Source organism: Arthrobacter sp. LT660, from assembly GCF_056172845.1.
In genome coordinates, this window is sequence record NZ_CM149651.1 from 551,179 (window position 1) to 564,033 (window position 12,855).

Sequence of the window (12,855 nt, forward strand, 5' to 3'; positions counted from 1 at the left end):
TACGGGGGCCGCCTCAATCGGCGAGAAGTAGAGCGGCCGCCAGGCCTGCGGCCCCGACGATGAACCAGGCTGAGAGGGCGGCTGCCGTCGCGCGCCCGGCGTTGCGGAACAAGACCCGGAGGTTGATCGCGTAGCCGAGCCCGACGAGGGCGGCGCCGAGCAGGGCCTCCTGCGCCGCGCGCGCCGCATCCAGCAGGCCCTCGGGCGCCCAGCCCGTCGAACGGAGGGCGACCATGGCCGCGAAGCCCACCACGAACAGCGGCACCAGCGGTACGCGCTCGCCTCCGGGCACCTCCCCGGACCGACGCGCCGCCAGGCCGCCGCAGAGCGTCACGGGCGCCAGGGCCAGGACCCGGACCAGCTTGACGACGACGGCGGCGCCCAGGGCCGCCGACCCGGCCGTCTGTGCCGTGGCGACCACCTGACCGACGTCGTGCACCGATGCGCCGACCCAGTGGCCGAACTCCACCGGGCCGAGCAACAAGAGCGAGTTCAGGGCGGGAAGCAGCGGGATGGCCAGGGTGCCGCAGAGGGTGACCAGGGCCAGCGGGACAGCGGCATCGCGCTGCGTCCCCCGCACGTGGGCCATGGCGCCGATCGCGCTGGCGCCGCAGATCGAGAAGCCGGCGGCGAGGAGGACGGGCTGGTCGCCCGGCAGGCGGAAGAGGCGGGCCATCGCCCAGGTGCCGGCGAAGGCGGCGACGACGACCCCCAGTACCGCGGCCACCCCGCCCCACCCGAGGGCCGCAACGTCAGACACCACCAGTTGCAGGCCCAGCAGCACGATCCCGGCGCGCATCAGCCGCTGCGCGGCGAATCCCATTCCGGGAGCGAGCCCGCGCCGCAGGACTCGGCCCCCGGCCGGCAGGGGAACGTTCGAGGCCAGCACCCCCAGCGCGACGCACACCGTGAGCGCCGGCATCCACGGGAAAACGCCGTGTGCGAGGAAAGCCAGGGTTACGGCGACACCCGCGGCCAAGATGCCGGGTGCGACGGCCGCGAGGGGCCGCCGGCCGGGCCGGGACGGGCGGGGAGTGGACGGCATTCTGGACTTTCCGAGGTGGGTGGTGCGGGCGGCAGGCGCAATGCCTCATCCGAATTGACCGTCTTTGGATGCGCCGGGTGCCCGTGGCATGACAAGGTTGAGCCTATGTCAGATCTATTTGAGGACTACGCGGCGGCGCAGGGCCGCTCCGCGGCGTTCGACGAGATGTTCCGCCGCGACCACGGTGTGCGCGAGGTATACGGGCAGGTGTCGGCCGCGCTGGGCCGCCTCACGCCGTCCGACGTCGCGGCGCGCGCCGACTCCATGGCCAGCACCTTCCTGGACCGCGGTGTCACGTTCGACTTCGCGGGGGAGGAGCGGCCGTTTCCGCTGGACATCGTCCCGCGGGTGATCTCCGGCGCGGACTGGGACATCCTCGAGCGCGGGGTGAAGCAACGCGTCCTGGCGCTGGAGGCGTTCCTCGACGACGTCTACGACAAGATGAACGTGGTGGCCGACGGGGTCATCCCGCGGCGGCTTGTCACCTCCAGCGCCCACTTCCACCGCCAGGTCCACGGCTTCCGGCCGGACGGCGGAGTCCGCGTCCACGTCTCCGGCATCGACGTCGTCCGGGACCAGGAAGGGACCTTCCGCGTCCTCGAGGACAACGTCCGCGTCCCCTCCGGCGTCTCCTACGTCATGGAGAACCGGCGGGCCATGGCAAAGGGCCTTCCCGAGGCCTTCGGCCAGCAGAACATCCGCGGCGTCGACGAGTATCCGCGGCGCCTCCTCTCCGCGCTGCACAAGACCGCGCCCGGCGGCGTCGACGATCCGAACGTGGTGGTCCTCACCCCTGGTGTCTTCAACAGCGCGTACTTCGAGCACACTCTGCTGGCGGGCTTCATGGGAGTGGAACTCGTCGAGGGACGCGACCTCGTGTGCCGCGGGAACCGCGTGTACATGCGCACGACCGAGGGCGAGCAGCGCGTCGACGTCATCTACAAGCGGATCGACGACGAGTTCCTGGATCCGCAGCAGTTCCGCGCCGACTCGGTGCTCGGTTGTCCCGGCATCGTCAACGCCGCGCGCGCCGGGAACGTGACCATCGCGAACGCGGTGGGCAACGGCGTCGCCGACGACAAGCTGGTCTACAGCTACGTTCCGGACCTGATCCGCTACTACTTGCACGAGGACCCGATCATCCCGAACGTGGACACCTTCCGGCTAGAGGAAAAGGAGGCCCGCGAGGAGGTTCTGGACCGCTTGGAGGAACTGGTGGTCAAGCCCGTGGACGGCTCCGGCGGCAAGGGTCTGGTCATCGGTCCGGACGCGAGCCGCGAGGAACTCGACGCGCTGCGTGTGCGGGTGCTCAATGATCCGCGGGGTTGGATCGCGCAGCCCGTGCTGCAGCTGTCCACGGTGCCGACCATGGCGGGCGACCGCTTCAGCCCCCGGCACGTGGACCTGCGCCCCTTCGCGGTGAACGACGGCGAGGACGTCTGGGTCCTGCCCGGTGGCCTGACCCGGGTGGCGCTCAAGGAGGGTTCCCTGATCGTCAACTCGTCCCAGGGCGGAGGATCGAAGGATACTTGGGTCGTTGACGAGTCCTCGCCCGCAAAGCGACCGGCGGCGTCGCCGGAGGCGGCGGCCTCGCGGCGCCGCAGGAACGTCTGGCCGATCGAGGTGGGCAAGCGCGACGCCGCCCCGGGAGAGCAGCAGGAGCAGCAGTGACGGCCACGTACGGAACATCCATCCACCGCGTCATGAACGGGAGACCAGCATGCTGAGCCGCATCGCGGAATCACTCTTCTGGATCGGTCGCTACATAGAGCGCGCAGACGGAACCGCGCGCATCCTCGACGTCCACCTGGAGCGGCTGAACCAGATGCCGCTCGCCGAGCAGCGCACCGCCTCGCAGGAACTGCTTGCGGTCATGGGCGTGCGCTCCGACGGCGAGGACTTCGACCTGGCCGACCTGCTCCACCACATGGCCTACGACCGGGCCAACGCGGCGTCGATCGCCGGCGCCCTTGGCGCGGCGCGGGAAAACGCGCGCCGCGCGCGAGAGACCGTCTCGTCGGCACTCTGGGAGACGTTGAACGCCACCTGGTACGGACTGGGCCAGCACCGCAAGGACGTCGTCGGGACCTTCCGGTTCTGCCACTGGGTGCTCGAGCGCACGGCCATGGTGCGCGGCTCGGCCGACACGACCATGAGCAAGGACGAGTCGTGGAACTTCCTGATGCTGGGCCGCTCGCTGGAGAAGGCCGACATGACCGCGCGGATGCTCTCCACCGCAGACGCCCAGGCTTCCGGGCTGTCGTGGGTGAACATGCTCCGGTGCGCGGGTGCCTATGAGTCGTTCCTGCGGACCGAGCGCGCGGCCTTCGGCGAAAAGTCCGCCGCCGAGTTCCTCCTTCTGGACCGCCTGTTTCCGCGCTCCATCGTCTACTCCCTGACCGAGGCCGAGGAGTGCCTGAAACGGCTGGATCCCTCCAGCCAGCGCATGGGGTTCCACAGCGATGCGCGCCGGATTGTCGGACAGGCACGGTCGTTCCTCGAGTTCCACCAGTCCGAGGACCTGCTGCTGGAACTGCCGGAGCACATGGAACGCGTGCAGAAGGCCTGCGCCCAGACCTCGGACGCCATCAGCCGCAAGTACTTTTCGCGGGCCGTAGACACCGCATGGGTAGGAGAGATGTCATGACACGACTCAAGATCCACCACCGCACCCGCTACGACTACTCCGGTCGGGTCGCGCTGTCCTACAACGAGGCGCGCATGTCTCCGCTGACGGACGCGCAGCAGGTGGTGCTGGAGAGTACCGTCTCGGTCCTGCCGTCCGTGGCCGTTCCCGCGAACCACCGGGACTACTGGGGAACGCGCGTCACGTCCTTCGACATGGCCAGCACCCACGACTATCTCCAGGTCGACGCCGAGGCAACGGTCGAGGTGCACCGCACCGAGCGCCCTTCCGGACCCGACGCGATCGTCTCGTGGGACGTCGTCGACGATCAGGACGCCATGGACGACTACGCAGACTGGCTTCCGCAGTCCAGGCTCAGCGAGCCCGGCAGCGAGGTTCGGGACGCCGTGGCCGGCTTCCGCGACCTGGGGACGCCGCACGAGGCCGCGCAGGCCGTGTTGGCCTGGATCCGCGGCACCATGGAATACGTGCCGGGAGTCACCGGCGTGCACTTCAACGCGGAGGACGCGTGGCGCGAGCGGCGCGGAGTTTGCCAGGACCTGGCGCATCTGGCCCTCGGCGCGTTGCGCGCACTGGGGATCCCGGCCCGCTACGTGTCCGGATACATCCATCCCCGGCCCGATGCCGCGATCGGGGAGACGATTGCCGGACAGTCGCACGCGTGGATCGAATGGTGGGACGGGGAATGGCGCTCGTGGGATCCCACGAACCACAAGCCCGCCGGGGACCTCCACGTTTCCGTGGCGCGCGGCAGGGACTATCGCGACGTCAGCCCGCTGCAGGGCATCCAGGCCGGCGGGGGCGACGCCACCCTGACCGTGAGCGTGCTGGTCACGCGGGTCGCCTAGCTACCATTCGGAGGGCCGGTAGTCCTTGATGAAGCAGCCGTAGAGGTCCACCCCGCGCTCGCCCTCGACGATGGGCTGGTAGACGCGCGCCGCGCCGTCGACGAGATCCAAGGGCGCGTGCCAGCCCTCCGCGGCGTGCCGGATCTTGGAGTCGTGCGGTCGCTCGTCGGTGATCCAACCGGTGTCCACGGCCGTCATGAGGATGCCGTCCGTCTGGAAGAGCTCCTCGGCCGAAGTCCGCGTGAGCATGTTCAGGGATGCCTTCGCCATGTTGGTGTGCGGGTGTCCGGCGCCCTTGTACCGGCGGGAGAACTGGCCCTCCATGGCGGACACGTTGACCACGTACTTGCGGCGCGACCGCGCGGCGGCCAGGGCGGGCCTCAGTCGACTGGCCAGCAGGAAGGGGGCCGTGACGTTGCACAGCTGGACCTCCAGGAGCTCGAGCGCCTCCACCTCTCCGAGTGTCTGGGTCCAGCTGTTTTCACTCACGAGGTCCGGAACGAGTCCGCCGGCATCGATGGCGGTGCCGGCGGCGATACGCTCCAGCGAGGCCGAGCCGGCCGTCATCGCAAGTTCGGCGAGCCTCGCCGGATCCACGGACCGCGACGTGTCCATGGTTCCGGACGCCAGGTCGAAGGCGGCGGCCAACGCCTGGGGATGCGCCTCGGGGGCATGGCCGGCGCCCCAGACTTGGGGTCCGCCACGCGAGGGGTTCAGCGACTCGGACAACGGAACCGACTCGGCCTCGATCAGGTGCCGGTATGCGTTGCCCGAGCGCCGGACGGTCTGGGCGGCGTTGTTGATCAGGATGTCGAGCGGCCCCTCCGCGACCATCCGCTCGGCCAGAGAGACCACCTGCGACGGGTCCCGGAGATCGATCCCGACGATCCGCAGGCGGTGCAGCCAGTCGCCGCTATCGGGCAGCGCCGCGAACCTGCGGGCGGCGTCCCGGGGGAACCTGGTGGTGATGGTGGTGTGTGCCCCGTCGCGCAGGAGCCGAAGCGCGATGTGCATGCCGATCTTTGCCCTGCCCCCGGTCAGCAGCGCTGTCCGGCCCGTCAGATCGGCCCGCGCCTCGCGCCAGTGCCGGCCATCCGCGGCGCAGTCGGGACAGAGCAGATGGTGGAACGCGTCCACCCGGGTGAAAGCCTGCTTGCAGACGTAGCACTTGCGCGGTTGGCGGTATTCGCCGGCCGTTGCCCCCTCGGCCGAAGAGGCCAAGGGCAGCCCTTCGGTTTCGTCGTCCAACCGGTCCGCGGCGCCCGTGGCGGTCCGCTCCATCGTCAGACGGTCGGCCTCCAGTTCCTCGAGCCGTGCCGTGGTCCGGCGGTGCTTCTTCACCGCCTTGAACATCTTGCCCGTGGCGTGCCGGACGGCGACGAAACGCTCGTCGTCGTCCGGCAGGACATGGACGGCGGCGAGGACGCGCAGGCAGGCCTGCAGGTCCTCCGTGGAGAAGGTGTTCTGGGCATCAGTCATGACCCGAGAACTCTACCGCCAGGCGCGCCGGACTATGGCATGACGACTTGGCCCTTGCTGAGGACCGTGATGCCGGACTCGGTCACGGTGAATCCCCGTTCCCGGTCGCGGGCCGGATCGACGCCGATCTCCGCCCCGTCCGGTACCACCACGTTCTTGTCGATGATCGCCCGGTCGATGCGCGCACCCTCGCCGACCACCACGTTGTCCAGGAGCACGGAGCCGCTGACGTGGGCGCCGTTGCCCAGCCGGACATCCGTGGACAGCACGGAGTTTTCGACCCGGGCGCCGGAAATCAGGACACCCGCGGCGAGGATGGAATCGTGGGCTTCGCCGTGGCTCCCGTCCGCGGCCCGCACCAGCTTCGCCGGCGGCGAGGTGGTCTGCCGGGTGAACAGCGGCCAGTCCTTGTTGTACAGGTTGAACTGAGGTATCGGCGCGATGAGATCCATGTGCGCGTCGTAGTAGGAGTCCAGGGTCCCCACGTCGCGCCAGTAGCGTCCCGCCCCGTGGTCCTCGCCGGGAACGGGATTGGCCGAAAAGTCGTAGACGCCGCAGTCGCCCCGCTCCACGAAATGCGGAACGATGTCCCCGCCCATGTCGTGCTTGGTGTCCTGGCGCGAGTGGTCTTCCTCGAGAGCCGCGATGAGCGCGTCGGTGTTGAAGATGTAGTTGCCCATGGACGCCAAGAAGTTGCCCGGGTCGTCCGGCAGGCCGGGGGTGGTGGCGGGCTTCTCGACGAAGGCGCCGATACGGTCCGGACGCGCGGGGTCGACCTCGATGACGCCGAACTGGTTGGCGAGCTCCAGGGGCTGGCGGACAGCGGCCACGGATGCTGAAACGCCGGCCTTGATGTGTGCCTCCAGCATGTCGGAGAAGTCCATGCGGTAGACGTGGTCGGCGCCCACGACCACGACGTAGTCCGGCTTTGCGTCGTGGATCAGGTTGAGGGACTGGTAGATGGCATTGGCCGACCCCAGGAACCAGTCCTTGCCGAGCCGCTGCTGGGCGGGGACGGAAGCAACGTAGTTGTCGAGCAGCACGGACATGCGCCAGGTTTCCGAGATGTGCCGGTCGAGGCTGTGCGATTTGTACTGCGTCAGCACCACGACCTTGCGGTACCCGGAGTTCACGACATTCGACAGGGCGAAATCGATGAGCCGGTAGCTTCCGGCGAACGGAACGGCGGGCTTGGCTCGGTCCGCGGTGAGGGGCATCAGTCGCTTGCCTTCCCCACCGGCCAGAACAACGGCTAGGACCTTCTTCGTCGGCATGCAGGCTCCCTCGGGTTTGTTGCCGGGCCACACCGCCCGGCCGCGATATCACTACAGTGTCACACTATGTGACGGCCGCCGCAGGGACTACGTTGTCAGAGTGAGAATCGACATTATTACCAAAGAATTCCCCCCGACCATCTACGGGGGCGCCGGAGTCCACGTAGCCGAACTCGGCCGTGTCCTGGCTCCCATGGTTGATCTGCGCATCCACGCGTTCGGGGAGCCGCGGCCCGCGGACTACCACGGCGCCACGGTCTCCAGCTACGCCGCCCCGGCGGAATTGGCCGACGCCAACCCGGCCGTCCAGACGCTGGGCACGGACCTGGGCATCGTCGAGAACCTCGCCGGCGCCGATGTGGTGCATTCGCACACCTGGTACGCGAACATGGCCGGCCATCTGGGTTCGTTGTTGCACGGTGTGCCGCATGTCGTCAGCGCGCATTCCCTGGAGCCCCTGCGGCCGTGGAAGGCCGAGCAGCTCGGTGGCGGCTACGCACTGAGCTCCTGGGCCGAATCCACCGCCTACCACTCCGCCGCCGCGATCATCGCGGTGTCCGACGGGATGCGCCAAGATATTCTCCGTTCCTACCCGGAGGTGGATCCAGCACGTGTGCACGTGGTGCACAACGGGATCGATGTCGAGACCTGGAACGCGGACCCCGGAACCGATGCGCTGGCCGGCCTGGGAATAGATCCCGATCGACGGTCGGTGACGTTCGTCGGGCGCATCACGCGGCAAAAGGGCGTCCCCTATCTGTTGCGCGCCGCGGCGCACCTGCCGGAGGAAGTCCAACTAGTCCTCTGCGCGGGCGCGGCGGACACGCCCGAGCTCGCGGCAGAGGTCGCCGAACTGATCGAGGGGCTGAGGGCGACCCGCACCGGCGTCGTGGTCATCGAACGCATGCTGCCCCGCGCCGAACTGACCCAGGTCCTGGCGCACGCGACCGTGTTCGCGTGCCCGTCGGTCTACGAACCGCTCGGCATCGTCAACCTGGAGGCCATGGCCTGCGGGACCGCCGTGGTGGCAAGCGCAACCGGAGGGATTCCGGAGGTCGTCGTCGACGGTGAAACCGGCTACCTGGTGCCGCTGGAGCAGGTCACCGATGGCACGGGTACGCCGCTGGACCCCGAGGGGTTCGTGCGTTCGTTCGCGGAGGCGTTGAACCGCGCATTGGAGGATCCCGCGCGGGCGCGCGCCATGGGGCTGGCCGGCCGCGGGCGCGCGGCGGAGCATTTCAGCTGGGAGGCCATCGCGGAGAAGACCCTCGAGGTATACCGGGCTGCCGTAGCGGGCCGCTGACGGGCGGATCGCGCCACCGAACCGGCGGGTGGCGCGATCCGGCACGGGGCTATCCGACGGCGATGTTCCCCGCAGCCGCCCGGGCGGCCTTCCCCTCCGCCTTTTGCCGAGCCACCATGACCTTCTCGTCCATCGGCGCGTCGGAGGAGGCGCGTTCGCGGCGTTTGTGCTCCATGGCCTCGGCCTGGCGCTCGCCCTCGATGCCGGTGGCGATCTCGGCCCGGAGGTGCTCCGGCCGGTATCCGAACGCGTCCACCAGGTCCTGGGCGTGTGGGCGCAGCCGGGCCAGGAGGCGGTTGATGTAGGGGCCGAGGGTCCGGGCGCGTTGGTTGGAGAGGCGTCCATGCATTAGGTACCACGACAGGTTGGATTCGATCAGGCCAAGCCCGAACAGGTCCCGAACCCACACCAGCACGGACTTCGTGCCGGGATCCTCGACCTTTTCCACGCCGCGCGTGAAGGCCTCCCAGAGCAGCAACTCCGCGTGTGACCTCGCCGCCTCGATCACCTCGTGCTGATGTTCGTTGAAAACCGCGGCCGCGGCCTCCGGAGGCAGCTTGGCGGCGCCACGCATCTGGTCCGCGACTTCCCCGACCATGGTGCGGACGCGGTCGGTCAACAGGTCACGCTGCGTGTCCGCATCCTTGAGAAAGTTGGCCGAGCGCTTCTCGGATCCCGTGTCCGCCCAGGTCTGCGCGAGCTGGCGCAGGCCGGAACGGTTGAGTGCCACGTGCTCCGCCCGGCGCACCACATAGCGCGCCAGCACGCCCGCGTCGAGGTGGCGGAATTCCTGGGCGTAGTCCGCCAGCAGGCGTTTGGCGACCAACTGCAGGAGCACGTTGTTGTCGCCCTCGAAGGTGGCATACACATCCAGGTCGGCGCGTAGCGACGTAAAGCGGTTCTTCGTCAGGAACCCGGCCCCACCGCAGGCCTCCCGGCACTCCTGCAGGATGTCCAGGGCGTGCCATGTCGACGTCGGCTTGAGGGCCGCCGCCAGCGTCTCCAGGTCCTGGCGGTCCGCGTCCGTGTCGCTCGCGCCGGAGAACACGTCGTCGAATTTCTCCAGGAGCTCCTCGTGTGCGAACGACATCGCGTACGTCGTGGCGATCCGGGTGATCAGGCGCCGCTGGTGGCGCTGGTAGTCCATCAGCACCTCCTCCGTGGTCGTGGAGGAGGCGTTGAACTGGCGGCGTTCGTTGCCGTACCCGACGGCGATCTGCAGGGCCACCTTGCTGGCCGCGACGGCTGCGCCGTCCAGGGAGACGCGGCCCTGCACGAGCGTTCCCAGCATGGTGAAGAACCGGCGGCCGGGGCTGCCGATGGGGGAGGAGTAGGTCCCGTCCTCCGCCACGTCACCGTACCGGTTGAGCAGGTTCGTGCGGGGAATGCGGACGTGCGTGAAGTGCAGCCGGCCGTTGTCGATGCCATTCAGGCCGCCCTTGAGCCCGTCGTCTTCCCCGCCGATGCCCGGCAGGAATCCGTCGTCGTCCCGGATGGGAACGTAGAAGGCGTGGACTCCGCGGTTGACGCCGCGGCTGATCAGCTGCGCGAACACGACGGCGGCGCGGCCGTGGAGGGCCGCGTTGCCGAGGTAGTCCTTCCACGCGGCCCGGAAGGGGGTGTGGATGACGAACTCGCCGGCGGTCTCGTCGTACGTGGCCGTGGTGGCGATGCTGGCGACGTCCGAACCGTGGCCGATCTCGGTCATGGCGAAGGCACCCGGGATATCCATGGACATGATGCCCGGCAACCACTTGTCCTGGTGCTCCTCGGTGCCCAGATGCACAACGGCGGAACCGAAGAGGCCCCACTGCACGCCCGCTTTGATCTGCAGCGAGGGATCGGCGACCACCATCTCCTCGAAGTTGGCGACGTTGCCGCCGTGGTTGTCCTCGCCGCCGAGACGCTTGGGCAGGGACCGCGAGACCGCATTGGCTTCCACGAGGAGGTGCAGCTGGCCCAAAACCCGTTCCCGGTGCTGGTCCATGCCGAGTCCCTCGACGCGCTGGAACTCCGGACGGGCCGCCAGATCGCGTGCCTGCCTGCGGATGTCGGCCCACTTGCCCAAGAGCTGTTCGCCGAGCGCGGCGACATCGACCCCCGGATTGGCGGTGGTGGAGGTTGGTGTTTCCTGAGTCACTGCGGTGGCCTTTCGTGGCTGTGGACTGAAGGTGTGCTGGCCGGCGCGTCCTCGGTGCGGCGTGCGATGCCGCGGACGAGCCAGCCGGTGATGGTTTCGGAGATTTCCTCCTGCGATGGTTTCAACGGGCCGTCTGGCAACGTGAGCCACGACTCGCCTGCGGCCCGCACCATTCCGAGGGCTGCGCGTGGCCATAGATCCAGGGCCGCGTTGTCTTCGGCAGGGGATCCGCGGTCTTCGGCGTAGGCGTGCAGCCGTTCGCCCATCATGGTGGTGATGTCCTCGAAGAAATGGTGGAGCGGCCCGGGTTCGGTTCCGGTGGACTCCGGTGCCCCCAGTGAATCGGTGGAGGAGGTCACAAAGAAGTAGACATTGGGAGAGGTCTGCGCCATGTGCAGATAGGCGCCGACCATGGCCCGCAGGCTTTCTTCCTCGTTGGTGGCGCGGCGGGCGGCATCGATCATCTTCGATTGCATTTGGCTGATGACCACCTCGCCGACGGCGCGGCGCAAGCCGTTCTTGTCCCCGAAGTACCGGTAGAAAACGGACTTGCTGGTTCCGGCGGCTGCGGCCACGTCCTCCATGGAGGCGTCCGCTCCGAGCCGATGGATGGCCCGGCGGGCGACGCTGACCAACTCGAGGCGCCGGGACTCGCGGTGGGCGTCCCAGCGCGCGGAACGGCCGTCGCCGGGGGCCGTCGCGGGGTCTGTGATTGGACGCATCGAATTGTTCACGATACTGAGCGTATCAGGTACGCTTGGTATCGGTAACCCACGTCACACGACATCCAGGAGTAGTCCATGGCAACGAACCCCAGTCCCGGCGCCAATGCCGGAACCGTCCGTCCCGCCGTAGTGATCGGCGGGAACCGCATCCCGTTTGCCCGATCGAACGGAAAGTACGCGCTGGCATCGAACCAGGACATGCTCACCGCGGCCCTCGACGGACTCGTGGCCCGGTTCGGACTACAGGGGCAGCGCGTCGGCGCCGTGGCGGCAGGCGCCGTCCTCAAGCATTCGAAGGACTTCAACCTGGTGCGTGAAGCGGTTATGGGTACCGCACTGTCTCCGCACACCCCGGCCTACGACGTTCAGATGGCCTGCGCCAGCGGCATGGAGGCCATCGGCTCACTGGCGAATAAGATCCGGCTTGGCCAGCTTGAATCCGCGATCGGCGGCGGGGTGGACACGACCTCGGACGCGCCCATCGCCGTCAGCGAGGGACTGCGCTCGGTCTTGCTGGAGCTGTCGCGGGCCAAGACCCTGCAGGGGCGCCTCGCCGCGGTCGCGAAACTACGCCCGAGGGACCTTGCGCCCAACGCGCCGGGCACAGGCGAGCCGCGGACGGGCCTGTCCATGGGCGATCACCAGTCGCGCACGACCGCGGCATGGGGAATCACCCGCGAGGCACAGGACGCGTTGGCGCTGGCTAGCCACCGGAACCTGGCCGCGGCCTACGACAGGCACTTCTTCGACGACCTCGTGACGCCGTTCAGGGGAGTCGCCCGCGACAACAACCTCCGCGCGGACACCACGCCGGAAAAGTTGGCCTCACTCAAGCCTGCATTCGGCAGGGACCTGGGGGAGGCCGCCACCATGACCGCGGGCAATTCCACCCCCCTGACCGACGGCGCGTCCACCGTCTTGCTCGGTTCAGAGGAGTTCGCGCGGGAGAATGACCTGCCCATGCTGGCCAACTTCGTGGACTTCGAATCCGCGGCGGTCGACTTCGTGCACGGCGGGGAAGGGTTGCTGATGGCCCCCGCCTACGCCGTACCGCGGCTCCTTCAGCGCAACGGACTGACGCTCCAGGACTTCGACTTCTATGAGATCCACGAGGCGTTCGCCGGTACCGTGCTTTCCACGTTGGCCGCATGGGAGGACCCGGACTTCTGCCGCAACAAGCTCGGTCTCGATGCGCCGCTGGGGGCCATCGACCGCTCGCGGCTGAACGTCAACGGCTCCTCGCTGGCCGCCGGCCACCCGTTCGCCGCGACCGGCGGCAGGATCGTCGCGACACTGGCGAAACTCCTGCACGAGAAAGGCAGCGGACGGGGTTTGATCTCCGTGTGCGCAGCCGGCGGCCAAGGTGTTGTCGCAATCCTGGAGGCGCGCTGACC

Annotated in this window: 10 protein-coding genes; 5 read left to right on the forward strand and 5 right to left on the reverse strand. The window is 68.6% G+C overall.

Annotated elements, in window-relative coordinates:
* Positions 1–13 precede the first annotated feature (13 nt).
* On the reverse strand, positions 14–1,045 hold the full coding sequence (locus AC0QSG_RS02555) for a YeiH family protein (RefSeq protein WP_475376547.1): 1,032 nt from the start codon (positions 1,043–1,045) through the stop codon (positions 14–16).
* Positions 1,046–1,150: 105 nt separating this feature from the next.
* On the opposite strand from AC0QSG_RS02555, the gene AC0QSG_RS02560 reads away from it, so the two are divergent.
* Genes AC0QSG_RS02560 through AC0QSG_RS02570 form a run of 3 tightly spaced genes read left to right on the forward strand, consistent with a single transcriptional unit; the run spans position 1,151 to position 4,540 of the window.
* The gene (locus AC0QSG_RS02560) at positions 1,151–2,716 is read left to right on the forward strand and encodes a circularly permuted type 2 ATP-grasp protein (protein WP_435726097.1); all 1,566 of its coding nucleotides are present in this window, start codon (positions 1,151–1,153) and stop codon (positions 2,714–2,716) included.
* 49 nt (positions 2,717–2,765) lie between these two features.
* Entirely contained in the window at positions 2,766–3,692 is a 927-nt protein-coding gene (locus AC0QSG_RS02565) for an alpha-E domain-containing protein (RefSeq protein ID WP_435726098.1), read from the forward strand.
* Positions 3,689–4,540 (forward strand): transglutaminase family protein, encoded by an 852-nt coding sequence (locus AC0QSG_RS02570; protein WP_475376548.1) that lies wholly within the window; start codon positions 3,689–3,691, stop codon positions 4,538–4,540. Before AC0QSG_RS02565 ends, AC0QSG_RS02570 begins: the two co-directional genes overlap by 4 nt.
* Here the strand turns inward: AC0QSG_RS02570 and AC0QSG_RS02575 are convergent, their stop codons facing one another.
* Complete coding sequence (locus tag AC0QSG_RS02575) at positions 4,541–6,019, reverse strand: SDR family NAD(P)-dependent oxidoreductase (protein ID WP_435726100.1); 1,479 nt, start codon at positions 6,017–6,019, stop codon at positions 4,541–4,543.
* Positions 6,020–6,051: 32 nt separating this feature from the next.
* Positions 6,052–7,293 (reverse strand): glucose-1-phosphate adenylyltransferase, encoded by a 1,242-nt coding sequence (gene glgC, locus AC0QSG_RS02580; protein ID WP_475376549.1) that lies wholly within the window; start codon positions 7,291–7,293, stop codon positions 6,052–6,054.
* 100 nt (positions 7,294–7,393) lie between these two features.
* On the opposite strand from glgC, the gene glgA reads away from it, so the two are divergent.
* Positions 7,394–8,596, forward strand: coding sequence for a glycogen synthase (gene glgA / locus AC0QSG_RS02585; protein ID WP_475376550.1), 1,203 nt, complete (start codon positions 7,394–7,396; stop codon positions 8,594–8,596).
* A gap of 49 nt (positions 8,597–8,645) precedes the next feature.
* Here the strand turns inward: glgA and AC0QSG_RS02590 are convergent, their stop codons facing one another.
* Positions 8,646–10,736: an acyl-CoA dehydrogenase family protein gene (locus AC0QSG_RS02590; RefSeq protein WP_475376551.1), complete on the reverse strand. Its 2,091-nt coding sequence runs from the start codon at positions 10,734–10,736 to the stop codon at positions 8,646–8,648.
* The gene (locus tag AC0QSG_RS02595) at positions 10,733–11,458 is read right to left on the reverse strand and encodes a TetR/AcrR family transcriptional regulator (RefSeq protein ID WP_475376552.1); all 726 of its coding nucleotides are present in this window, start codon (positions 11,456–11,458) and stop codon (positions 10,733–10,735) included. The genes AC0QSG_RS02590 and AC0QSG_RS02595 overlap by 4 nt, the downstream gene beginning before the upstream one ends.
* A gap of 78 nt (positions 11,459–11,536) precedes the next feature.
* Here AC0QSG_RS02595 and AC0QSG_RS02600 point away from each other — a divergent pair, with 78 nt between their 5' ends.
* Positions 11,537–12,853, forward strand: coding sequence for an acetyl-CoA C-acetyltransferase (locus AC0QSG_RS02600; protein WP_475376553.1), 1,317 nt, complete (start codon positions 11,537–11,539; stop codon positions 12,851–12,853).
* Positions 12,854–12,855: the final 2 nt, after the last annotated feature.